Annotated in this window: 24 protein-coding genes and 3 tRNA genes; 11 read left to right on the forward strand and 16 right to left on the reverse strand. The window is 56.3% G+C overall.

The genetic code is table 11. The annotated features are described in order from the left end of the window. Nucleotides 1-2 precede the first annotated feature (2 nt). The 10 genes from nuoK to B5D49_RS08935 all read right to left on the reverse strand — a co-directional run bounded on the left by nuoK (nt 3) and on the right by B5D49_RS08935 (nt 7,289). Nucleotides 3-311 carry an NADH-quinone oxidoreductase subunit NuoK gene (gene nuoK, locus B5D49_RS08890; RefSeq protein WP_078717343.1) on the reverse strand — a complete coding sequence of 103 codons (309 nt, stop codon included), beginning with the start codon at nt 309-311 and terminating at the stop codon, nt 3-5. After that, a complete protein-coding gene (locus B5D49_RS08895; RefSeq protein WP_078717344.1) occupies nt 308-817 on the reverse strand; it encodes an NADH-quinone oxidoreductase subunit J family protein in 510 nt (169 codons plus the stop codon). Before B5D49_RS08895 ends, nuoK begins: the two co-directional genes overlap by 4 nt. A 5-nt stretch (nt 818-822) precedes the next feature. Beyond that, nucleotides 823-1,413 carry a 4Fe-4S binding protein gene (locus tag B5D49_RS08900; RefSeq protein ID WP_078717345.1) on the reverse strand — a complete coding sequence of 197 codons (591 nt, stop codon included), beginning with the start codon at nt 1,411-1,413 and terminating at the stop codon, nt 823-825. A gap of 17 nt (nt 1,414-1,430) precedes the next feature. Next, nucleotides 1,431-2,402 (reverse strand): NADH-quinone oxidoreductase subunit NuoH, encoded by a 972-nt coding sequence (gene nuoH / locus B5D49_RS08905; protein WP_078717346.1) that lies wholly within the window; start codon nt 2,400-2,402, stop codon nt 1,431-1,433. A 9-nt stretch (nt 2,403-2,411) separates the two neighbouring features. Beyond that, complete coding sequence (locus B5D49_RS08910; protein WP_078717347.1) at nt 2,412-3,584, reverse strand: NADH-quinone oxidoreductase subunit D; 1,173 nt, start codon at nt 3,582-3,584, stop codon at nt 2,412-2,414. Between the two features lie 20 nt (nt 3,585-3,604). Next, nucleotides 3,605-4,138 carry an NADH-quinone oxidoreductase subunit C gene (locus B5D49_RS08915; RefSeq protein WP_078717348.1) on the reverse strand — a complete coding sequence of 178 codons (534 nt, stop codon included), beginning with the start codon at nt 4,136-4,138 and terminating at the stop codon, nt 3,605-3,607. Between the two features lies 1 nt (nt 4,139). Next, a complete protein-coding gene (locus tag B5D49_RS08920) occupies nt 4,140-4,691 on the reverse strand; it encodes an NADH-quinone oxidoreductase subunit B (protein WP_078717349.1) in 552 nt (183 codons plus the stop codon). After that, nucleotides 4,667-5,047 (reverse strand): NADH-quinone oxidoreductase subunit A, encoded by a 381-nt coding sequence (locus tag B5D49_RS08925; RefSeq protein WP_078717350.1) that lies wholly within the window; start codon nt 5,045-5,047, stop codon nt 4,667-4,669. Before B5D49_RS08925 ends, B5D49_RS08920 begins: the two co-directional genes overlap by 25 nt. A gap of 212 nt (nt 5,048-5,259) precedes the next feature. Then, nucleotides 5,260-6,573 (reverse strand): GGDEF domain-containing response regulator, encoded by a 1,314-nt coding sequence (locus B5D49_RS08930; protein ID WP_234990667.1) that lies wholly within the window; start codon nt 6,571-6,573, stop codon nt 5,260-5,262. Nucleotides 6,574-6,584: 11 nt separating this feature from the next. Beyond that, the gene (locus B5D49_RS08935; protein ID WP_144019345.1) at nt 6,585-7,289 is read right to left on the reverse strand and encodes a 2-phosphosulfolactate phosphatase; all 705 of its coding nucleotides are present in this window, start codon (nt 7,287-7,289) and stop codon (nt 6,585-6,587) included. Nucleotides 7,290-7,425: 136 nt separating this feature from the next. On the opposite strand from B5D49_RS08935, the gene B5D49_RS08940 reads away from it, so the two are divergent. Next, on the forward strand, nt 7,426-8,394 hold the full coding sequence (locus B5D49_RS08940) for a UDP-glucuronic acid decarboxylase family protein (protein ID WP_078717352.1): 969 nt from the start codon (nt 7,426-7,428) through the stop codon (nt 8,392-8,394). A 37-nt stretch (nt 8,395-8,431) separates the two neighbouring features. On the opposite strand, the gene B5D49_RS08945 is transcribed toward B5D49_RS08940, so the two are convergent. Further along, entirely contained in the window at nt 8,432-9,571 is a 1,140-nt protein-coding gene (locus B5D49_RS08945) for a glycosyltransferase family 4 protein (RefSeq protein WP_078717392.1), read from the reverse strand. 121 nt (nt 9,572-9,692) lie between these two features. Between B5D49_RS08945 and B5D49_RS08950 the strand changes: the two genes are divergently transcribed. From B5D49_RS08950 to B5D49_RS08960, 3 genes are read left to right on the forward strand one after another with little or no spacing between them, the layout of a single operon-like run. Then, nucleotides 9,693-10,334: a carbonic anhydrase gene (locus B5D49_RS08950; protein ID WP_078717353.1), complete on the forward strand. Its 642-nt coding sequence runs from the start codon at nt 9,693-9,695 to the stop codon at nt 10,332-10,334. A 10-nt stretch (nt 10,335-10,344) separates the two neighbouring features. Continuing rightward, the gene (locus B5D49_RS08955; RefSeq protein WP_078717354.1) at nt 10,345-11,271 is read left to right on the forward strand and encodes a DUF1848 domain-containing protein; all 927 of its coding nucleotides are present in this window, start codon (nt 10,345-10,347) and stop codon (nt 11,269-11,271) included. Between the two features lie 55 nt (nt 11,272-11,326). Continuing rightward, entirely contained in the window at nt 11,327-11,962 is a 636-nt protein-coding gene (locus B5D49_RS08960) for a phosphatase PAP2 family protein (protein WP_078717355.1), read from the forward strand. A gap of 39 nt (nt 11,963-12,001) precedes the next feature. Here B5D49_RS08960 and B5D49_RS08965 read toward each other — a convergent pair whose 3' ends face one another. From B5D49_RS08965 to B5D49_RS08975, 3 genes are read right to left on the reverse strand one after another with little or no spacing between them, the layout of a single operon-like run. Further along, complete coding sequence (locus tag B5D49_RS08965; RefSeq protein ID WP_234990668.1) at nt 12,002-12,757, reverse strand: TVP38/TMEM64 family protein; 756 nt, start codon at nt 12,755-12,757, stop codon at nt 12,002-12,004. Next, nucleotides 12,754-13,053, reverse strand: coding sequence for a hypothetical protein (locus B5D49_RS08970; protein ID WP_078717356.1), 300 nt, complete (start codon nt 13,051-13,053; stop codon nt 12,754-12,756). The genes B5D49_RS08965 and B5D49_RS08970 overlap by 4 nt, the downstream gene beginning before the upstream one ends. Nucleotides 13,054-13,064: 11 nt before the next feature. Next, entirely contained in the window at nt 13,065-13,790 is a 726-nt protein-coding gene (locus B5D49_RS08975; RefSeq protein WP_078717394.1) for a glycosyltransferase family 2 protein, read from the reverse strand. A gap of 215 nt (nt 13,791-14,005) precedes the next feature. Between B5D49_RS08975 and B5D49_RS08980 the strand changes: the two genes are divergently transcribed. Together B5D49_RS08980 and B5D49_RS08985 are read left to right on the forward strand one after the other, a co-directional pair. After that, nucleotides 14,006-14,082: transfer RNA gene (locus B5D49_RS08980), tRNA-Met, on the forward strand. A 68-nt stretch (nt 14,083-14,150) separates the two neighbouring features. Beyond that, nucleotides 14,151-14,227, forward strand: a tRNA-Met gene (locus B5D49_RS08985). A 294-nt stretch (nt 14,228-14,521) separates the two neighbouring features. Here B5D49_RS08985 and B5D49_RS14870 read toward each other — a convergent pair. Further along, nucleotides 14,522-14,602: transfer RNA gene (locus tag B5D49_RS14870), tRNA-OTHER, on the reverse strand. A 212-nt stretch (nt 14,603-14,814) separates the two neighbouring features. Continuing rightward, nucleotides 14,815-15,069, reverse strand: coding sequence for a hypothetical protein (locus B5D49_RS08990; RefSeq protein ID WP_078717357.1), 255 nt, complete (start codon nt 15,067-15,069; stop codon nt 14,815-14,817). Between the two features lies 1 nt (nt 15,070). Between B5D49_RS08990 and B5D49_RS08995 the strand changes: the two genes are divergently transcribed. The 5 genes from B5D49_RS08995 to B5D49_RS09015 all read left to right on the forward strand — a co-directional run bounded on the left by B5D49_RS08995 (nt 15,071) and on the right by B5D49_RS09015 (nt 21,071). Continuing rightward, nucleotides 15,071-15,670, forward strand: a complete 600-nt coding sequence (locus B5D49_RS08995) for a DUF6884 domain-containing protein (protein WP_078717358.1) — start codon at nt 15,071-15,073, stop codon at nt 15,668-15,670. Further along, nucleotides 15,657-16,358 (forward strand): hypothetical protein, encoded by a 702-nt coding sequence (locus B5D49_RS09000; RefSeq protein ID WP_200806786.1) that lies wholly within the window; start codon nt 15,657-15,659, stop codon nt 16,356-16,358. Before B5D49_RS08995 ends, B5D49_RS09000 begins: the two co-directional genes overlap by 14 nt. A 404-nt stretch (nt 16,359-16,762) precedes the next feature. Then, nucleotides 16,763-18,445: an MBL fold metallo-hydrolase gene (locus B5D49_RS09005; protein ID WP_078717359.1), complete on the forward strand. Its 1,683-nt coding sequence runs from the start codon at nt 16,763-16,765 to the stop codon at nt 18,443-18,445. Further along, on the forward strand, nt 18,442-18,639 hold the full coding sequence (locus B5D49_RS09010) for a YwbE family protein (RefSeq protein ID WP_078717360.1): 198 nt from the start codon (nt 18,442-18,444) through the stop codon (nt 18,637-18,639). The genes B5D49_RS09005 and B5D49_RS09010 overlap by 4 nt, the downstream gene beginning before the upstream one ends. A gap of 284 nt (nt 18,640-18,923) precedes the next feature. After that, a complete protein-coding gene (locus B5D49_RS09015) occupies nt 18,924-21,071 on the forward strand; it encodes an ATP-binding protein (protein WP_159447185.1) in 2,148 nt (715 codons plus the stop codon). Nucleotides 21,072-21,234: the final 163 nt, after the last annotated feature.

A 21,234-nucleotide genomic window follows, 5' to 3' on the forward strand; every position in this document is an offset into this window, starting at 1 on the left:
AGCTAATCCTTCAGCGTGGAAACTTCACGGGTTTTCGTGGTGCCGAATCGTTTGGCAACCACTACGATGATGGACAGCACCAGCGTGGCTTCGGCCGCGGCCAAACCCATGACCAGAAGCGTGCCCAACTGTCCCAGAACCGCGTCGGTTTCGGTAAGCTGCGCGGCCGCCACAATGGACAGCCCGGCACCGTTGAGCATCAGCTCTACGGCAATCAGCATACCGACCAGACTTCGGCGCTGTGCAATCCCAAAGAGCCCCAGGCAGAGCAGCAGGAGCGCAACCAGTTGATACAACGTGAGCGGACTCATTTCTTCCCCCTCTTCTCCCAAGCCAGCAGCACGGCTCCCGACATGGCCACCAGCAGCACCACGGAGATCAGCTCAAAAGCCAGGAAATAGGAGCTGAGCAGCCCCTCTCCGAGTTGCTGGATAGAGACCTCCGCGGGCATCAACGAACTTGCCGGCGGCCGATTCATGATCAGCCACGCCAAGACGCCCCCCACGGACATGACCGCGCCCAGTGCGTACAGATGTTGCCGCACCGGAGCGGGTTCGCTCTCATCGCCATGCCCGTGCGCATCCGTGAGCATGACCGCGAAGAAAATCAACACGGCCACTGCGCCGACATAAATCAGCAGTTGCATGAACGCCATAAACGGGGTTCCGAGCAACATATACATACCGGCAACGCCAATGAGCGTACTGATCAGACCGATCAAGGCACGCACAAGACTGCTGCTGCCGACCGCCACGATCCCGCCCCCGAGAATGATGAGGGCGTAGACCCAAAATGCGATTTTAGCCATCAGTTCCATAGTGCCTACGCCTCACTCTTTGCCGCGCTTGCCGTGTCCGCCGCGGAAGCGCCGGGGACGGCTTTTGCGGATTGTTCAGCCTGACGCTGAAGCCGTTGCAGCAGGTCGAACTTAAAGTCGTCCCTGCTGGTTCCCACCAGATAGATATTGTTGGAATACCGCAACGACCCCACCGGGCAATTCTCAATGCACGTCCCGCACAAGCTGCACAGGCTGTAATCGTACATGAATTTGGCAGGTTCCTTGGGAGCCTTGGGCTTTTTGACCTTTTCCCCACGCTCCTCGGCTTCCTTCATGGCCTGCTCTTCTTCGGGAGTCGGCTTGGGAGCCTTGGCCTTGACCACCGTAAGGCATCCGCTGGGGCAGTTGGTCACACACATCATGCAGGCGATACATTTGGCCTTGAGCGGATCCTTGGGCTTGGGCACCAGTTCCACATGCCCGCCAAACGTCTGCTCCACGTCCTCGTCCACGGTTTCACGGGGATAATGCACCGTGACCGTGGGCTGCACAAAGTACTTGCCCGTGACCCGCAAGCCCACAAACAGGCTCCAGAGATCCTTGACGCTTTGAATAACTTCTTTCACTGCACTCATTTGTTTTCCGCCCTCCCCTAGAACACCTTCATGAAGAAAGCGGTTGCCAAAAGGTTCACCGTCCCCAGCGGCAACAGCCACTTCCAGTTGATGTTCAGCAACTGGACAAAGGTCACGCGGGGATATGTCCAGCGGATCCAGATGATGAACAGCAAAATCGCGTAGGCCTTGGGCAGGAACCACCACCAGCCGTCCGATCCGAACGGTCCCTGGTAGCCGCCCAGGAAAAGCACGGTGGCCACACTGGCGACCACAACCATGTACGCGTACTCGGCCATGAAGAAGAGTCCGAAGCCCATGCTCGAGAATTCCGTATGGAACCCGGCCGTAAGCTCGGATTCTGCTTCGGGAAGGTCGAACGGCGCACGGTTTGTTTCGCCCACGGCGCTAATGATGAAGATGATGAAGGCCAATGGCTGCCAGACCACATTCCATTGCCAGGGCCATGCGCCCTGCCCTTCGGTGATCGCCACAAAATCCAGTGTGCCGGTCATGAAGGCCACGGCCAGCACGGACAGCAGCAACGGAATTTCATAGGCCACGGACTGCGCCACGGCACGGGCCGCACCGAGCAGGCCGTATTTGTTGTTGGAGGCCCAGCCCGCCAGGAGCAGGGCCAGAACGTTGAATCCGGCAAAGGCCAGGATCAAAAGCATGCCCAGATTGATCTGCATGCCTGTGAGGATCGGCCCGTACGGCAACACCAGGAACAGCAACAACACCGGGAACATGGACAGCAAGGGCGCCATCCAGAACAAGATGGGATCTGCTCCGTTGGGCATGACAAGCTGCTTACACATCAGCTTGATGCCGTCCACGAGCGGCTGCAGGATACCCTGCGGGCCAACCTCGAAGGGGCCGGGCCGACGCTGGATGAACCCGGCGCCTTTGCGTTCGAAATAGACCAACACCAAGGCGTTCAGGCCGACCCAGGCCATGATCGCAATCAAGGCGATGATCATATGCAAGAGTTGGGGATGAATGCTCATTCTCGCTCCCTACCTGTCGATTTCCGGAATGATCAGGTCCAGACTGCCCAGGACCGCCACGGCGTCCGCCAGCAACATTCCCCGGCACGCCTCGGCAAAACAACTCAAGTTGGAGAAGCCCGGAGCGCGCAGCTTGATGCGATATGGAACCTTGCTGCCGTCGCTGACAACGTAGACACCGACCTTGCCCCGGCCGCCTTCCACCGCGAAGTAGGCCTCACCGGCAGGCATCTTGGCCTGCGGCTTGGGTGCGCCCTTGACCAGGTGCGGCCCTTCGGCACCGGGAAGCTGTTCCAGAGCCTGCTCAATGATGCGGCAACTCTGTTCCATTTCCTCCATGCGGACCAAGTAGCGCCCCATGGAACAGGCCGTTGTCTCGGTAGGCACCTTAAAGTCGAAGCGGTCGTACACGCCGAACGGTTCGCTTACGCGCAGGTCGTAGGCCAGACCCGCACCGCGGGCAACGGGACCGGTAGCGCCGTAGCGGGCCACCATGTCCTTGTCCATGATACCGATGTCTTCCACACGTTTGCGCAGAATGATGTTGTCCGTGACCAGATCCTTGTACATGGGCAGGCGTTCACGGAACCGGGCAATGAATGCCTTGGTTCCTTCAAGGAACGTTTCGTCCAGGTCGCAGGCAACGCCGCCAAGACGGAAGTAGGAATAGGTCAGGCGGGAGGCTGTCGGCCGCTGAAGCAAATCCAGCAGATGTTCACGATCATCGAACGCGTACATGATGGGCGTGAACGCGCCCAGGTCCAGAATGTAGGCGCCCCACCAGAGCAGATGCGAGGTGAGGCGGTTCATTTCATTGGTGATGACGCGGATGTATTCGGCCCGTTCAGGCACTTCGATCCCGGCGAGTTTTTCAACCGCACCGCAATAGGCCCAGTTCCAAGCCAGGGGATGACCGTAGTCCACACGGCCCATATTGGGCATGAACTGTCCCCAGGTTTTGGTCTCGCCCATTTTCTCGTGCATCCTGTGCAAATAGCCGAACACGGGTTCAGCGCGCAGGATGTACTCGCCATCCAGTTCGAGGACCACGCGCAACACTCCGTGCGTGGAGGGATGCTGTGGTCCCAAGTTCAAAATGAGGGAATCGGGCCGGGCTTCTTTGGCGAAATTCCTGGTATAGAAATCGCCGCCGACCTGTTCCAGATTGGGATAACGTGTCATAGCTCAATCCTTCCCGTTGCCTAGCCTTCGGCCGGTGCTTCTTCGGCGGGTTCGTCCGCGAACAGCGCCTCAACAGCGGCGCTGCAGGTCTCCGTTTCATACAGCGACATCAGACTCTTCAGCCCGGTACGCTTTTTGTCGGTCTTCAGCAGCGGCGGCTGGATGCGTTGATCTTCTTCCGCCGGCAACAGCAGAGGAATGAGGTTGGCATGCCCCTCAAAAACAACACCGTGAAAATCGCAGGTTTCCCGCTCATGCCAATCCGCGCCCTGGAAGATGTCCGAGATGGTGGGAACCGTGGGCTCCTCACCGGAAACCAACACCTTGAGCGTAATCCGCCCCGGTTTGGTCATCTTGTCAAAATGGTACACCACGAGCATTCCGTCCGTGGTATCCAGGGCCAATACGTCCTCCACGAACCAACCGTCTTTGTAGAGACGTTGTGCGGCTTTCCGCAGGACAGTCGGTTTAAGGAAGAACACCCATTCCTGGCCTGTTTTGGCAAAATCGGCCCGGGCTTTACATTCCACAGGAAGGCCGTCGAACAATTTCATATCAGCCCTCCTCCTTCAGCGCGGGAACCGGCCACCAGCGGCGTCCCGTGATCTGCTGCTGCAGCGTGAACAACCCCTCGAGCAGCCCCTCCGGACGGGGAGGACACCCGGGGACATAGACATCCACGGGAACGAGCGTATCGATTCCCTCCACCAGGTTGTAGGCTCCCTTGAAATTAAACGGCCCACCAGAGATGGCACAGTTGCCCATGGCCAAAACGTACTTCGGTGCGGGCATCTGCTCGTACAGACGGACAATGGCGGGAGCCATCTTCTTGGTCACAGTACCGGCCACGATCATCAAATCGGCCTGCCGCGGGGAAGGCCGGAACACCTCGGCGCCGAAGCGGGCCAGGTCGTACCGGGCCATACCGGTGCTCATCATTTCGATGGCGCAGCAAGCCAGTCCAAAGGTCATGGGCCAGATGGACATGGCCCGACAGACATTGAGGATCTTGTCCACAAGCTGGATCTGGACCAGTGCCGGCTCCACAGTCCCCGCGGTTTGCCGCAGGGTTGCCAGTTCCTCTACAGATTGATTCGGCGTGGCCATGAAAACACCCCTTTAGCCCAGAAATAGACAATGGATACGCCCAGAACGAAAAGGAAAATAAAGACCTTGACGAACGGCAACCAGCCCTCGATGGAGCCATAGGCCGTGGCCACCGGGAACAGGTACAGCACGTCCACGTCGAACGCGAGAAAGATCAAAGCGTAACAGTAATAGGAAATGCCCCACTTGACCCAGGAACTGCCATGCGGACGCATGCCGCACTCAAACGGCATTCCCAGATCGCCTCCTCTGGCCTGCGGCCCAAGCAGCACGGCCAGAATCAGCGGACCAACCCCGAAGAGCAGCCCGCCGAGTAGAAACAGCACAATGGCAAGATGCAACCAACTGAAGACCATACGTGACCTCTACCCCTTGTTTTGTGCGGCGCCCGAATTCGGCCCGGGCGCATGCCACCTACACGGAATGGTGCTTTTTTTTGCCCCATAACCCAAGTTACGTCAAGAACTTCGTGAAATATTTCATCTAGTGTCGCGGCATTCAAGGCATGCCCTGGCTTACCTCGCGTACGCCCTCCCCCTCGATTTTACATCCGAAAAAGAGACAAAACTCATTCACCGGACGTTGAGCACCACTTTCGGCCGGACCGCTTTGCGGCATACATGGCCGTATCCGCCAGATGCAGCAATTCCCCAGCAGTTGTCGCATCATGCGGAAACATGCTGATACCAAGCGTGGCGCCCACAAAATGCTTTTCCCCGGCAACGTCAAACGGCTCCTCCAGGGAAGACAACAGCTCCTGAGCAACATGCTCCGCGTTTTCCAATGAATCCACAGCAGAAAGCAGGACGCCGAATTCGTCGCCGCCGATCCGGGCCAGGGTGTCGGCCGAGCGTACACGCTGCCCGAAACGATGCGCCACGGAGCGCAAGACCTCATCCCCGACCTGGTGACCAAAGCCATCGTTGATCTTTTTGAAATTGTTCAGATCAATGAAAAAAATCGCCATTTTGTTGCCGTAGCGCTCAGCGCTCTGCAAAAAATGCTCAAGACGATCAAAGAACAATGTCCTGTTCGGAACCCCGGTCAGCTCATCAAAATTCGCCCGTCGGTGCAGGTTCAGCTCACAGGTTTTGCGGGCCGTGACGTCTTCCACCACTCCCTCAATCACCTTCTCTTCACCGCCCCGAACCAACCGGGAGCTTTCCGAAAGCCAAACGATCTGCCCATCGGCGCGCCGCACCTGGTATTCCCAATTGGAAACATACCCCTCTTCATCCAACGTTTCCAAATAGAGGCGATATTGTTCGGCATCCAAAACCATCGACTGGATCAAGCCCGGCACCTCCACCATGTCGTCCGGACATTCATATCCCAGGACGCGGGCCAAGGCAGGATTGGCTTCAATCAACGTCCCGTCCAGTCGCATTTGAAAAATCCCTTCAACGGCTTTGACAAAAAAGCTACGATACCGCTCCTCGGCGCGGCCCAGGGCTTCCGCAGCCCGTTTGCGCCGTACGATTTCATGTTCCAGACGAGTCTTTTGCCGGTGCAAATCCAAAAAAACCTTCACCTTGCTGCGCAGCATGTACGGATCCACGGGACGCAACAGATAGTCCACGGCACCGGCCTCGTATCCGAGTTTCACCGATGCCTCGTCCTGAAAAATGGAGGTGATAAAGATAACAGGGACATGCCGACCGCGATCCATTTCCTTGATGGTTCGGCACGTATCGTACCCATCCATTCCCGGCATTTGGATATCCAGCAAAATCAGCGCGAAGTCATGTTCACGCACCAATTCCACGGCCTCATGTCCATTTTCCGCCATGCGAACCACACAGTCGTGCTTTTTGAGCAACTGTTCCAAAAGCACCAGGTTCATGGGCGTATCGTCCACAATGAGAATTTCCAACGGATTCACGACCAACTCTCCTATGAGGTTGCCGTGGAAGCGGCGATCGGAACCAGCGCGGGCAACCCGAAATCCGATGTCACGACTTCCAGCGCCGTTTCCTGACTGTCCAACATCATGCAGGCGTCAAAATCTTCAGACGGCGCATCCGTCCGGGCGGGATCGTCGAACATGGCCGCCGCTGGTCGGTTGCGCAGGTGACCGTAAAGCACCTGATGATTATTCGGATAATCTTCCACCGCGTTTTTCAAAAACATGGCACACATGGAATTTTCCAGGCTGCGCTGTCCATCGGCTCCGGCGGGAGCCACCAAAGCGACCTCGTCGGCATTGGAGGATTCCAACGCCTGCGCCACGGCGGTAATATTGCCGAAAAAGAAAGGGAAAATTCGATTATGGTCCCGCAATCGAACAATAGCGGGTACGGCACCGGAGGACACGAGCACCACGGTTCGGTCCCGGAGGTCCGCCTCGCGGCACAGGGTGGGAGAACACGGCAGGTCAAACCCTTGCGGCGTGATGCCGTCCCATTCCCCGGCGAGCAACCAGTCCGGATGCCGTGCATGCACCTCGGCCGCCTCCTCTGGGTCGCTTGCCAGCAAGACCTTGGCACCGGACTGGATCACCGCGTACGCAGTCGCCCATGCACGGAAAACATTCGCCACAGCCACCACGCCCACGGAGTCAGGTACGGCATCCAGGTTCTCAAAAATGGTCAAACGCATGAGATCCTCCGGTTTGACCGGAAGATATTTCACATTTCCAGCACACAGTAAAGGGGGGACCGCTGTTCTTGATTATTGCACCCGCAGCCCGTATGGAGAAATCCCCACCACGCTGTATCCCCCCTGCGGAGGCACTATGCATCGCAAAAAACGCGTCCTGGTTACGGGCGGAGCCGGGTTCCTCGGCTCCCACATCTGCGAGTCGCTCCTCACGAAAGGGCACGAGGTGCTCTGCGTGGATAATTTTTTTACCGGCGGGAAGGAAAACATCCTCCATCTCCGGGACAATCCGCACTTCGAACTGCTGCGGCACGACGTGACGTTCCCGCTCTATGTCGAGGTCGATGAGATATACAGCCTGGCATGCCCCGCATCTCCCATCCATTACCAGCAGGATCCGGTGCAAACCACCAAAACAGCGGTACACGGCTCCATCAACATGCTCGGGCTGGCAAAACGCATTAAGGCCAAAATTCTATTGGCCTCCACATCCGAGGTTTACGGCGACCCCGCCCGGCATCCCCAAACCGAGGACTACTGGGGCAATGTAAACCCCATTGGTCCCCGCGCCTGCTACGATGAGGGCAAACGATGCGCCGAAACCCTGTTTTTCGACTATCGCCGCCAACACGGATTGAACATCCGCGTGGCCCGAATATTCAACACCTATGGCCCGCGCATGGCCGTGGACGACGGCCGCGTGGTCTCCAACTTCATCATGCAGGCGCTGCGGGGCCAGCCCATCACCATTTACGGAGACGGCAGTCAAACCCGGTCCTTTTGCTATGTGGAAGACATGGTGGAAGGATTGCAATGTTTTATGAATTTGAAAAGCGACAACCCCGGTCCGATGAACCTGGGTAACCCCGTGGAATCGACAATACGGGAAATCGCGGAAACCGTGTTGCGGCTGACGGGATCCGGGTCGCATATTGAACACCGGCCGCTGCCGGAGAACGACCCTGTCCAGCGCTGCCCCGACATCGGCCGGGCCAGACAACACCTGGGCTGGGAACCGCGTGTGACCCTGGAAGAAGGATTGTCGCGTACTATCGAATATTTCCGCACGGTACTCAACAAAGAGCGCGCCCGCCCCCCCTTTTGAGGACACCTAACAGGCTGTTGAAAAACGCTCCGGCGCCTCAGGCCGGTTCAGTGCCTTCCCGTTCCCGCAACAGTTTTTCCACCAGATCAACCCAGGCATCCATGCCGCTGGCCGCCCAGTCCGGCCATTGGAAAGGCGGTGGAGCAGGAGCACTGATCACAGCTGCGATACGCAGGGCCATGGCTTTAGGATCCGATGGATCCTCCAAAAGATTCTCCGGCGGCAGAAATGCACAACTGCCGTTGCTGGAACTGCTCACGGTTCGCACACCCATGGCCAAAGCCTCCATGACCGCATTGGAACACGCATCATAAAAAGTGGGCAGGACAAAGACATCCCCGGAGGCATAGAACGAACGCATATCCTCCACCCGACCCAGAAACCGAACCCGATCCGCCACCCCGAGCTTGCGGGCATAGGCCTGCCAGCGGCCTGCGCCGCGCCCTCCGGCCACATGCAGCACATACCGCTCCGGCAGCAGAGCCAAGGCCTGCAACAGCCCCCGCAACCCCTTGAGCATAAAATTCGTCCCGGCCGTCAACAGTACGACCTGGGCATCCTTGATCCCCGCAGCAGAACGAATTTCCGCCCGTTCCACCGGGTCTGCGGCATGGAACCGCCCCAAGTCCGGACGGTTGTAAATCACGGGCATAACTTCAGGACGTAAAAACGGATGCGCCTCCACCATCCATTGGCGGGTTCGCTCGGAGTTGGCCACGATCACCGGTGTGGTCCGGGCCTGGATCCGTTCAATCCACCAGCTGACCCAATTGGCCGGAGAAAGACGACGACGCAGCATCTTCAACGCACGACGCGGACCACGCGGCCAGGCCCGACGAGAAAGCCGCCAAAACACGGGCAAAGGGCCGCCCCCCTGTCGAAACACGTCCTGATAAAACGTTTTGCCAAGCCCCACGGACAGGTCATACCCGCCCTTTTTCCTGGCCCGTTCCGCAGCCAAGGCATACCAGAGCACCTTGAGCCACTTGAACGGCCCAAAACGCCCCACAACAACGGGATGTACGCCGGGCGGAGGTTCCACCTCGGCCCTCGCGCAGATGAAATCCACTTGATGTCCGGCTTCGGCCAATGCCTTGGCCAGCCGCCAACCAAACCCCTCGGCCCCGCCATAGCGGGAAAAACGCGGCATCATCACCGCAATACGCGCTGTGTTCATGTCCCGGCCACTTTGACAGCCCCCCGAGGGGAAGGCAAGACCGGGCTTGCCAGAAGCTCCCCCCGAACGGTAGGGTTTCATGGAACTTTTCTCCAAGCATCCATACCAAGGAATATGTACCATGCAAGATATTACGAAATTTCTTACAGGATTCCGGAAGTTTCAGCAGCACTGCCTGACCAATGAAGGGGAATTGCTTGAACAACTCCGCCAGGGACAGGCACCCAAGGTGCTCATGATCGCCTGCTGCGATTCGCGGGTCGACCCAGCGGTTCTCATGGATTCGGACTTGGGAGAACTGTTTACCTTGCGCAATATCGCCAGCATCGTCCCCCCCTATGAACGTGGCGGCGGTTTCCACGGCGTCAGCTCGGCCATCGAATACGCGGTCCGCCATCTCCAGGTGGAACACATCGTGGTGCTCGGCCACCGCCAGTGCGGCGGTGTCCATGCCTTACTCAACGGCTGCGGTCCGGACGACGACTTTATCGACGAATGGGTGAACATCCTGGAACCAGCCCGGCAATTGGCCATGGAAAAATATGCCGATGCAAACCCGGCCGAACGGGAACGGGCCTGTGAACAAGCTTCGGTATTGGTTTCCTTGCGCAACCTGCTGACGTTTCCATGGATCAAAGAGCGCTTTGAAAATGAAACGCTGATCCTGCACGGCTGGTATTTTGATTTGGAAACCGGAGAACTCCTCAGCTATCATCCCGACACCAAGCAATTCGAAACCTTGGTGGCTATTGATCACGACTGACGGTAGCGGCATGATTCTATCCGCCAGTCGCCGTACCGATCTGCCCGCTCTGTATACCCCGTGGTTTTTGGAACGGGTGCGGCAGGGCTGGTGCGCGGTCCCCAACCCGTTCAACCCCCGGCAGGTAAAACGCGTTTCCCTACGCCCCGACGACGTGGACGCTCTGGTGTTCTGGACGCGCTGGCCCGCCCCCCTGCTGTCAAGGTTGGATGAACTGGAGTCACTGGGCCTGAACCGTTTCCTGTTTCTGGTCACACTGCTGGGATATGGCCGTGATCTGGAACCCAGGCAACCGCGACTCGCTTCACGCATCCGGGCGTTTCAGTCCCTGTCCCGACGCATTGGACCGCAACGGGTAGTATGGCGCTACGATCCCATTCTTCTGAGCCGGGCCACGCCTCCTGAGTGGCATGTTTCCATGTTTACGGAATTGGCCCGCGCATTACGCGGTTCCACGGAACGTTGCGTGGTCAGTTTTCTGGAGGAATACACAAAAATCAAAACACGCATGCGCTCCCTGGTTTCCCAGGGGTACGCCCCCGATCCACCGGACCTCATACGACAGAACCGACTTCTGCAAAGGCTGGCCCGCATTGCCCGAAACAACGGGATTCAACTCCAAACCTGCGCACAGAACATCACCGCATCGGACCCGGCCGTTACACCCGGCGCCTGTGTGGACGGAGAACTTTTAACGCGTCTTTTTGATCTCCCCGCCATGCCCCCACGCGATCCGAACCAACGACGACACTGCCAGTGCGCCCGGTCGCAGGACATCGGCATGTATGACTCCTGCACTTTTGGTTGCGCTTATTGTTATGCAACCCGATCCTTTACCCGGTCCCGCCTCAACCGAAACGAACATGACCCGCATTCCCCCTCTCTCCTGGGACACCACATCCCTCCGCCTGGGCAGGCCACGCTCCCCGGCTGCTGACGCCAAGGGAGAAAACGCGCTTGCCCGCGCAATCCCGCCGGGATATGCTCATTGCATGTTTTTCGACACACCGGCCTTTGATCTATGGCTTTTTGAACTGATCAACCAGCACTGGCATGTGTTCTGGCTGAACGGCATTATGCGTCTTCTTTCCTCTAAGACACTGCTTTTCCTGCTGTTCGTACCCGCGGCCTTGCTCACGGCCCGACGCTTGGGCCGCCGACAACTGATTCTGTTCGTGGTTCTGCTGGCCGCCATGGGTCTCACGGACCTGACCACCTCCATGGTCAAGGATTCCATCCAGCGGGTACGGCCGCTGAACAGTCTGCCCAACACTCATTTTGTGGAGGACGGACAATGGCAACAGCGCCCGGCTGATTTCGTTTCCACAAAAACTTCCGGCTCATCCTATCCCTCGGCGCACGCGTCCAACAGCATGTGCCTGGCTACATTGGCCTTGTTGTTTTGGGGAACGCGCATGCGTCAGGGGCTGCGAACCGCGGTTGCGGCACTGCCGTTTTTAGTGGGGTATTCCCGGCTTTATTTGGGGAAGCACTTCCCCAGCGATATCCTGGCCGGATGGCTATACGGAATGGTCCTGGCCATACTGGTCTGGCTGATCTGGAAATATTTGCTGGAACAAAAAATCACCGGCGGGAACGGAATGGCTCAGGAACCTTCCCAGCATTAAAGAACGCGGGAAAAGAAACCAGGGAACGGGAATATCATATCAACGTTCCCCGGGGACGCTTCCAGCCTGGGCCTTATATTTTCGGTATACCGAGATGCCGAGCCAGGCCGAGGCCGCCAAAAGCGCCACGCTCATCCCCACCGAAAGAACCAACCCCAGCCGGGATTCCGCATTCATGCCCCCGCCGAACAGAGCAAAGACCAAATTTTGAGGCAGGTACCCCAGGGTTGAACCGAGCACAAAGGGACGCAACGGAATACTGCTCACTCCGGCGGCCAGATTGGTGAGCAGGTTGCTTCCCACGGGGATAAGACGGATGGTCAAGGCCGTGCGGAACGGACTGGAGCGCAAAAACGCATCGGCCCGGGCCAAACGTTTGCCCAACAGCCGGGTCACGGATCGCCGCCCCAACAATCGGGCATATCCTGCACACAAAAGGCATCCCAGACCGCAGGCCACGGTTCCGAGGAGCGTGCCGAACAACGCGCCAAACCCCACCCCACCGAGAAAACAAACCAGTTGCCGGGGCAGTCCCACGGCGGTGCAGGCCATGCCTACCCCTACGTAGATCAGCACGGAGAGCGGACCGTTGCCCAACACATGCTCATTAAACCAGTCCGCGTCGCGGAGCATGTCATCCAAACCGGCGCAACGTGTGCCCCATACCAACAGTCCCAAGCCCGCAAGCATGACAACACCCTTGAGCGCTGCCTTCAACCCGCTATGCTTCTCTGATTCGGGCATCACCTGTCCGTGGGCCACAGCTCTGTCCGGCCGGGCATGTACTTCCGTCATTTCTGCTTCCCGTGATTCTGTTTGGAAATTTCCGCCCGAACGCATCGCAGCCACCGCCACCCCAAGATCAAGGCCGTACCCTGCCCCAAAAGCAATACCGCGTCGCGTTGCAGCAAGCCGTAAATCATGCCGGCACCGCCGCCCAGCAGAAAGAACAAGGGAGCAATGCCAGCGGCCGCCGCCTCGCACCGATCATATCGTAAGCGGCACCAGAGCAAAATCAAGGCCCATACGCCCTGCCCCGCGCAGGCACAGGCCATCAGCCACCACCAGCGGGGCGGCGTCAGCCCGGTCATGGCTTCCAGGCTCAGAGATTATGCTCCTTGAGATCGTACTTCACCGTCCGGGTGAGCAGCCAGCGCACCCCGATGAGATCAAACACCCCGGCCACGGCCCTATCCCATGTGCCGTACTTGGAGTTGCCCTGACCACGAGGACGGTGGTTGACCTTGACCTCGGCGATGCGCGCGCCCTGCGCCTGAAGCAACGGCGGCAGATAGCGGTGCATGTTCACAAAGCGAGGCAGGCGCAAGAGCAGGGAACGGCGCATAACCTTAAGAGAACACCCCGTGTCGTGTACCGTGTCGCGGGTGATGCTCCGGCGGATGGCGTTGGCTGCCCGGGATGCCCAGCGTTTGGCCAGGGTATCTTTGCGCCGCGCGCGCCAGCCAATGACCAGATCATACCCCTGTGCGAACTTCTGCAACATGGCTGGTATGTCTCTGGGATCATTCTGCAGGTCCGCGTCCATGGTCACCACGATGTCGTGGCGGGCCGCATCGAACCCCGCGCAAAACGCGGCGGACTGCCCCCTGTTCTCGGCAAAGGAAAGATAGCGCAGTTCGCCATGACGTTCAGCCAGGTCATGGATGACGCGCATGCTGGCGTCACTGCTGCCGTCATCCACGAACACTGCCTCCCATTCCAGATCCAACGGATGCAGCACCGCGTGAATCTCGGCAAACAGATGTTCGAGGTTCCCCTCTTCATTATAAATGGGTACCACAACGGAAATGGCTTGCGTTTCGGACATGCCGTGGGGATAAGGAAAAACCGGGCGGAAGTAAATAGAGTCCTTTTGTCCGTCCACCCCACCGAGCCATGAAAATCGGCATTCCCCTAGAAGCCCTGGACGTACCCACGGCACAAAAACCAATTTTCTTTCAACAGGTTTGCGAAAAATACATCTTTTTTCATTTTGCGGTTGACATTGCCGTGGGCCAAGGCCTATATACCCCCCTCACGTGACGCGGGGTGGAGCAGTTCGGTAGCTCGTCGGGCTCATAACCCGAAGGTCAGAGGTTCAAATCCTCTCCCCGCTACCACGAAAACCACAGCGGTTTTCCCAAGCCGCTCACGTATCGTCGAAGTTGATTCGGCACCCATATCATGACGCGGGGTGGAGCAGTTCGGTAGCTCGTCGGGCTCATAACCCGAAGGTCGTAGGTTCAAATCCTGCCCCCGCTACCAAGGAAATCAAGGACTTACAGAGAAATCTGTAAGTCCTTTTTTCTGTTGCCATGTGTAAATAATGTGTGTTTTTTTTGCCAAAACCTGCTTAATTTATTGATAAAATTGGACATCCCAATTAACCTTCAGGTTAGAAACCCGACGGTCAAACGTCTCCTTACTGACAAAAAGTGATGGAATTTTATGTAGATGTTGATGCAAGTTCCAAATGTAACCCTCAAAAGTCTCCCAAATTCTACCCGAGTTTACCGATTTTGACTTTGGGAAAAGACACATTGAGGCTCTATGATTGAAAGGCAGTGTCAGGGAATCGAACCCTACACGAGCACATGTCTCAGGCGCACGCCTTGCGTCTTCCATCTCCGCCACACTGCCAATAGTCGAAAGGCACTGGCAGAATTTAAACCTGCTTGGCGGGTCACCATGTCTTCAACATCAGCATACGATCTGGCTGTAGCCCTCAGTGCCAATATCCATAATTCAACCGAACAATCTTTTTAGTTGCACGAAAATATTGTAGTCAGGATCACTTTTCCCCAAAAAAAAGAATTACAATATGTAACTGCCCTTTTTTCATAAACATTATATCACCTCATCCCTGGTCTTTTGACCTCTTCGCCTGACACGAGGTCAAATCTTGCTTTCATTATTTTTGCGTTCATTACCTTTGTTTTCTTTATTTTATCAGAGCCTGCAATAAGGTCAGATAAAGAAAAGAGATCTTTATCATTGGGAGTGGTCAAATCGACCTTCTCAACGACCACATGTTCCCCTTCCCGAAAGTCTTTCCGGTCTTTCTTCGGTATCTCAACGTGCAGCCTCTCTCCGTGGAGCTTGGACACCTTGAGAATCAGTGATTTTGATTTTGGCCTCATGTCCACATGGTGGACGAGCAAGTATTTAAACTTTTCGCTTGTGTGGAGGGCAGTTTGGGATAGGCACGACCAAGAGATCAGGGATGGGTTGAAAGGACTCATCCAACAGGATATGAATTCAATGAATATTGGATATCGAAAAATGGACAAGGCAACGAAAATATTTCTTGTTTCATGCGTAAAGACCAAACAGAACTCAGCCTGTGAAGTTAGTCAGCTGTATACTTCTGACTGGTTCCAGAAAGCCAAAGAGTACACAGAGCGACATTGTGATAAATGGTATATCCTGTTTGCAAAATATGGGCTTATTCAACCAGATGAAGTGCTAGAGCCGTATGAGGAAACTCTGAACACGAAAAAGAAGCCAGAACGGATTGCGTGGGCTGAAAAGGTTATTTCAGACCTTGAAAAGATTATCTCTCTTCAAGATGAAGTAACGGTGCTGGCCGGTTTGAAGTATCGTGAGTTTTTGAAACCTTGGCCCGAAGTGCGAGGCAACAAAGTAGTCATTCCATTGGAAGGATTGCGTAGCGGAGAGCAAAAGAGGGGGTTTAATGAAAACCAATAGTCGTGTTGAACATCTTGTAAGGCTTTATGGTTGCCTTGATGAGCTTGAGAAACGCATTGGGGGAAAACTTGAGCTTTCAGCCTGTCATGGACGCATGAATTGGCCGAACCAAGGTGTCTACTTTTTCTTTGAGGATGGAGAAGAAAGGACAGGCAGCGGCAATGGGCCGCGTGTTGTTCGAGTAGGCACGCATGCTGTGTCAAAAGGGTCGAAGACAACACTTTGGAAACGCCTTTACCAACATAAGGGAACTGAAAAAACGGGCGGTGGAAACCATCGAGTCTCAATCTTCAGACTGAATGTCGGAGCGGCCCTTCAGCAAGCCGGAAAAATTGAATCAATCAGTTCATGGGGGAAAAGCTCATCCGCTAGCCGAGAAATCGTGAATACTGAATTTGAAGCTGAGAAATATGTTTCTAACTATATCGGCAAGATGCCTTTCTTGTTCATTCGAATTGAGGATGAATCCAGCAAAGAGAGTGATCGAGCATTCCTTGAAAAAAACTTGATTGGACTGCTCAGCGAGTTTGAAAAAGCTCCCATAGACCCTCCAAGCAAAACTTGGCTAGGAAACAAGAGTCCGAAGCCTGAGATTGGATCGTCAGGGCTTTGGAACTCAAATTATATCGAATTTGACTATGACCCGAACTTTCTTAATCTGTTGGAACACTACATTTGTAACATGTAGCTGAAATCAGCGTTTCGGGCGAATCCACACATTTTCGGTTGCGTTTAAACTCAAAACCCCGCGCCATTGCTTGGATAAGCTCGAATTTCCATGTGTGTATAATGTGTAAATTTTGCCAAAAACAACGGGAAACCGGAGTAAAGGCCGGTAAAAAGTTTTCAAAAAATAGCTATGGAAACCAAAGAATTAGGTAGGCAGCGGGAAGTAGCGGTAAAGTCCGGTATGCTTAAATCGTAAAACTCATAACCCGGAGGTCGTAGGTTCAAATCCTGCCCCCGCTACCAAGATTTGTACGGAGACCTGGACAGCTGTCCGGGTCTCCTTTTTTTTTCGGTCCCGCCTGCTTTGACATCTCCCGATATCGGCACTACATCTGTGTCGCCGCATGCGGCAGGAGAATTATCATGACGCATTCCACACCTTCCGCGCCCTCCAGCGGGCCAAGCAAAGACCATATTTTTGAACTGTTCCGCCGACCTGACGGCTCCTGGTGTCTGGACCTGCGCGCCCATATGCTGGACCGACCGGGCGAGCTTGCGGATCTGGCCGCTTTTCTGGCTGCCAACAACGCCAACGTAGAGCGCTTTTACTACAATCGCTCCGAACACGCCCGACTGGTCCGCTTGCGTGTCGGGTGCGACTCGGCCACGGTAAGCGGCGCGCTCATGGACCAGATGCAACGCATGGGACGGCTGCCGCTTCAGGATACGACCCCCCCCACGGACCCAGCCTTGCCCGAAATTGGAACCATCACGGACCAGGATGGCTTGCTCAGTCTCAAGGTCACGCTGGCGGACCGGCCCGGCACGCTGGCAGAGCTGGCCGAAGTGCTGCGCAATCACGACGCCAACGTGATCCACATGACCTATGACGGTGACGAAGCCCCGGGACTGGTACGTATCACGGTGGCAACATCCTGTCCGGATCAGGTGGCCGCACTGCTGGCGGAACTGAACCAGAGTGGTCTGCACTTCCACGTTCAGTGGCAAGGCATGGACGGCGGTCCTATCGACCGCGTCATCGGCCTTTCCGCTGTGGAACAATTTTTGTTCCGACTCAAGACCATTTTGCCGCCCGACAAGCTGGACCGTCTCAAAACACTGATGAAATCATCGGATGAAATGGGTCGCGCCCTTTTGGATTTTCGTCGGGAATCCGGTGAGGATCCCGAATCCATGGCCGTTTCCGAAGTCTTCAGCAACATTTTGCACCTGGCGGCACGGTCCATCGGCAAAACAGGAAACAACTTCGTCATGCGGTTGACCGGCCCGCTGAACGTAAGCAAAGAAGTGGATTTGTATATGCTGGCCTGCCCCACCGGAGGGAACGCGTTCCTGCTGCGCACCGATGCGGAGGACGTACTCATCGACACGGGGTATGGCTTGTACTATTCCGACGTGTGCCGGTGGATGCAGTGCCACGGGTTTGATCCGGCCCGTATCCGACGTGCCTACGTGACCCACCCGGACGCGGATCACGCGGGTTGGGCCGCCCCGCTCCAGGAGGACTTCGGCACCCGAGTCTTCATGCACCAGGACGCGAGCCAGGTTTTTGCGCATGAAAACCGCGCACACAACACGGGTACCCGCCTGCAGGCCTTGAATATTTCATTCACCCGTCTGATCACCAGACTCACGGAACTGCGTCCCCCCAACGTCATCGAGGGATTTGATCCGATTCCCGGCACACCTGAAACGATGGGAGGATTTGCCGTACTTGGCGGGTTCCAGGTGGGAGATATTTCCTTCCTTACCCTGGAAAGCTTGGGAGGCCATGTGGCGGGGCAGGTCTTTTTCCTGGCCCCGGATCACGGACTGCTCTTTTGCGGCGACTATCTCATCGACGTTTCCAGCCTGTCCGAACGGGATAAGCAAACCCTTTCCATTCCAAAATACCTGATGACGAGCACCAACTCCGACAGCCGCGTATTCAGTAGGGAAATGAAAATGCTGCGCCGGTTCATGGCGGAGCTGCAAAAACAACTGGTCCCCCAAGGCATTACTGCCCGCGTGTGTTCCGGACACGGCGGACTGTACGCTGTGGAGGAAATGGGGTGGGCCAGGAAACAGGAGGATACGAAAGAATGACTGTCCCCGCCAGAAAAGAACTGTCTCCGGGCCTCCGGGTGGCCATCGTGTTGAAGCGCGATCAGCGCACCGGCAAACGCACGACCGGTGTACTCAGCACGATCCTCACCAAATCCCCGACGCATCCGCATGGGATTAAAGTCCGTCTTCAAGACGGACAAGTGGGCCGGGTGCAGGAAATCATCGCTCCCTGACGCCTGCCGGTCTCCGACCTCTGTTGAATAATTTTCCTTCTTCCTCCAGCGCAATACAATGAAAGATACTTTGACGAAAGAGGCTTCAAACAGTATATTCATTTTACTAATTTCAACTGTGCGATTCGCTCTAACTGACCGGAGCACGAATGGTCCACCTGCTCTCCTTGATCCGGCACTGGCCGCACAGATTTCTGCATTTACCTTTTCGACTTTGTATCTACACAGCAATATCAACAATTCTTTTTCTTGCCATCTCTACAGCACGGGCACACACTTCTACGATGCCCACACCGGCCAAAGTCCTGGTGTTGCTTTCCTATCACCAGGGATACGCCTGGACGGATGATCAAGTTCGCGGAATTCTGGATGTCCTGGGCGAAAACGGCACCAACGTGGACATCTCCTTCGAATACATGGACACGAAGCGCTTCCCGCCCAAGGAAAGCTTTCCTCCGCTGGCCGCCATTCTGCAACACCGTTACTCCGGGCAGCAGCCCGACCTCCTGCTGACCTGCGACGACAACGCCCTCAACTTCATCAAAGAATACCGCGACGCATTGTTCCCCGCCGTGCCTGTGGTCTTTTGCGGCATCAACGACCTGCACATGGACCGCATCGCCGGGATCCCGCGCATCTCCGGCGTTGCAGAACGATTTGACATGCAGGCCACGCTTGAAACCGCATTACGCCTGCACCCCACGGCCCGGCAGGTCGTCACCGTCACCGACGCAACGCCTTCCAACAAGGCCAATCTCGAAAAACTGCGCAAGGATTACCCCATCTTCCAGCGGGAGGGGATCCGGTTTCTTGAACTGCACAACCTTTCCCCCGCGCAGCTCACCAAACGACTTTCCCGCCTGGGTGACGAAAGCGTGGTCTTTTATCTCGGCTATTTCCTCGCTCCCGACGGGACAACCTTCACGACCAGACAGGGAACCCGCATGGTCAGCCGCGCCACAGATGCTCCCGTATATTCCTTTTGGGATTGGAGCATGGGACACGGCGTGGTTGGCGGCAACATGGCAAGCGGATTCAACCAAGGCCGCTGTGCCGCCAACATGGCCCGGCGGGTGCTCACCGGCGAATCCATCGACGCTATCCCCGTCCAATGGGACTGCTCCTCTCACTGGCTTTTCGACGCCAGAGAGCTGACGCGTTTTTCCATCCCACCGAACCGATTGCCCAAGGGCAGTGAAATTCTTTTCCAAAAGCACAGTTTTCTGGAACGCAACAGACCGCTCGCTCTGGCAATCGTCGGAGTCTTTCTGCTGCTCACCCTTGCGACGGTAGCCTTATCCATGAACATCCTGGCGCGCCGCCGCGCCGAGCAAAGCCTCAAGGAAAGTGAACGCCGGTATCGAATGCTCTACGAAGAAGCCACCGAGGGCATTTTCATCCTGGACGAAGACTTTTGCATTCAGGATGTGAACCCGCATCTATGCCGATCTCTGGGCTTCGCCCCCAGCCAACTCCGCGGCGTCAAGCTGTCGAGCCTGATGCACAAAGAAGACCTGGCCCTGCGTCCGCCGCAGATAACGGAACTGCTCATGGGCAATACCATGCGGCTGGAGCTGCGCCTCCAGCATAAAAACGGGCAATGGCTTTTTTTTGAAATCAGCGCACGCCGCCTCGGTCCCGCCTTTATCCAAGGCATTTGCCATGACGTCACCTCACGCAACGCCACCCAGGTGCAACTGCAACGCGCCAAGGAACTGGCGGAAGCGGCCAGCCGTTCCAAATCCACCTTCCTGGCCAACATGAGCCACGAATTGCGCACGCCCCTCACCGCGGCCATGGGCATGCTGGAACTCCTGCGGGCCAAGGATCCCCGCCCGGATCAGCTACGCCATATCCGTAGCGCCCTGTCCGCCTGCGGCACGTTGACCCAGCTTCTCGGTGATATTCTGGACATTTCCAAGGTTGAGGCAGGGCGAATGGAGCTGGAGCAGGAAAACTTCTCTCTAAACAAACTGATCAACGCCGTACGGCTTAGCCATGGTCCCAGCGCCCGCAAGCGTGGATTGCAGCTACGCATCGATCTCTCCCCATCCTTGCCGGACCGGCTGCTGGGAGATCCGGCGCGGATCCGGCAAATTCTCATCAATCTGGTTGGAAATGCAATCAAATACACGGAAGAAGGCCATGTTACCCTGAGCGTTGACCACATCGGCCCGACCGACTCACATACGGTTCATCTGCTGTTCACGGTGACGGACACGGGAATCGGCATGCCGGACACCCTGCTTCCGTCTATCTTTGACGCCTTCACCCAGGCTGAAGTCGGGAGTAATCGAAAATATCAGGGGTCGGGACTGGGGCTTCAAATCGTCAAACGACTGGTTCAACTCATGAACGGCAGCCTGTGCATGGATACGGAGCCAGATCGCGGAACCGTAGCCTATCTCACGCTTTGCCTGGACCGCCCCTAGCGGGCTGCGTCACGCTTCAAAAAAATTTACCCGCCTCGCATCCCAAAATAATCCATGATCCGAAATGGTTATGCTCAAGCATTGCGCCTTTGCCAACCGTCACTGGTTGAAAGTGTTGCATTGATCATTTGGTGGGAAACTCCTTCAAAAGACTCCCGCAAAG

Origin of the sequence: Paucidesulfovibrio gracilis DSM 16080, assembly GCF_900167125.1 — a bacterium.
In the GTDB taxonomy this organism is placed as follows: domain Bacteria; phylum Desulfobacterota; class Desulfovibrionia; order Desulfovibrionales; family Desulfovibrionaceae; genus Paucidesulfovibrio; species Paucidesulfovibrio gracilis.

What these genes read in the sequence shown, in the direction of transcription:
- nuoK (WP_078717343.1), bottom strand. Translation starts at nt 311, where the DNA reads ATGAGTCCGCTCACGTTGTATCAACTGGTTGCGCTCCTGCTGCTCTGC.
- B5D49_RS08895 (WP_078717344.1), bottom strand. Translation starts at nt 817, where the DNA reads ATGGAACTGATGGCTAAAATCGCATTTTGGGTCTACGCCCTCATCATT.
- B5D49_RS08900 (WP_078717345.1), bottom strand. Translation starts at nt 1,413, where the DNA reads ATGAGTGCAGTGAAAGAAGTTATTCAAAGCGTCAAGGATCTCTGGAGC.
- nuoH (WP_078717346.1), bottom strand. Translation starts at nt 2,402, where the DNA reads ATGAGCATTCATCCCCAACTCTTGCATATGATCATCGCCTTGATTGCG.
- B5D49_RS08910 (WP_078717347.1), bottom strand. Translation starts at nt 3,584, where the DNA reads ATGACACGTTATCCCAATCTGGAACAGGTCGGCGGCGATTTCTATACC.
- B5D49_RS08915 (WP_078717348.1), bottom strand. Translation starts at nt 4,138, where the DNA reads ATGAAATTGTTCGACGGCCTTCCTGTGGAATGTAAAGCCCGGGCCGAT.
- B5D49_RS08920 (WP_078717349.1), bottom strand. Translation starts at nt 4,691, where the DNA reads ATGGCCACGCCGAATCAATCTGTAGAGGAACTGGCAACCCTGCGGCAA.
- B5D49_RS08925 (WP_078717350.1), bottom strand. Translation starts at nt 5,047, where the DNA reads ATGGTCTTCAGTTGGTTGCATCTTGCCATTGTGCTGTTTCTACTCGGC.
- B5D49_RS08935 (WP_144019345.1), bottom strand. Translation starts at nt 7,289, where the DNA reads ATGCGTTTGACCATTTTTGAGAACCTGGATGCCGTACCTGACTCCGTG.
- B5D49_RS08940 (WP_078717352.1), top strand. Translation starts at nt 7,426, where the DNA reads ATGCATCGCAAAAAACGCGTCCTGGTTACGGGCGGAGCCGGGTTCCTC.
- B5D49_RS08945 (WP_078717392.1), bottom strand. Translation starts at nt 9,571, where the DNA reads ATGAACACAGCGCGTATTGCGGTGATGATGCCGCGTTTTTCCCGCTAT.
- B5D49_RS08950 (WP_078717353.1), top strand. Translation starts at nt 9,693, where the DNA reads ATGCAAGATATTACGAAATTTCTTACAGGATTCCGGAAGTTTCAGCAG.
- B5D49_RS08955 (WP_078717354.1), top strand. Translation starts at nt 10,345, where the DNA reads ATGATTCTATCCGCCAGTCGCCGTACCGATCTGCCCGCTCTGTATACC.
- B5D49_RS08960 (WP_078717355.1), top strand. Translation starts at nt 11,327, where the DNA reads ATGTTTTTCGACACACCGGCCTTTGATCTATGGCTTTTTGAACTGATC.
- B5D49_RS08965 (WP_234990668.1), bottom strand. Translation starts at nt 12,757, where the DNA reads ATGACGGAAGTACATGCCCGGCCGGACAGAGCTGTGGCCCACGGACAG.
- B5D49_RS08970 (WP_078717356.1), bottom strand. Translation starts at nt 13,053, where the DNA reads ATGACCGGGCTGACGCCGCCCCGCTGGTGGTGGCTGATGGCCTGTGCC.
- B5D49_RS08975 (WP_078717394.1), bottom strand. Translation starts at nt 13,790, where the DNA reads ATGTCCGAAACGCAAGCCATTTCCGTTGTGGTACCCATTTATAATGAA.
- B5D49_RS09000 (WP_200806786.1), top strand. Translation starts at nt 15,657, where the DNA reads ATGAAAACCAATAGTCGTGTTGAACATCTTGTAAGGCTTTATGGTTGC.
- B5D49_RS09005 (WP_078717359.1), top strand. Translation starts at nt 16,763, where the DNA reads ATGACGCATTCCACACCTTCCGCGCCCTCCAGCGGGCCAAGCAAAGAC.
- B5D49_RS09010 (WP_078717360.1), top strand. Translation starts at nt 18,442, where the DNA reads ATGACTGTCCCCGCCAGAAAAGAACTGTCTCCGGGCCTCCGGGTGGCC.
- B5D49_RS09015 (WP_159447185.1), top strand. Translation starts at nt 18,924, where the DNA reads ATGCCCACACCGGCCAAAGTCCTGGTGTTGCTTTCCTATCACCAGGGA.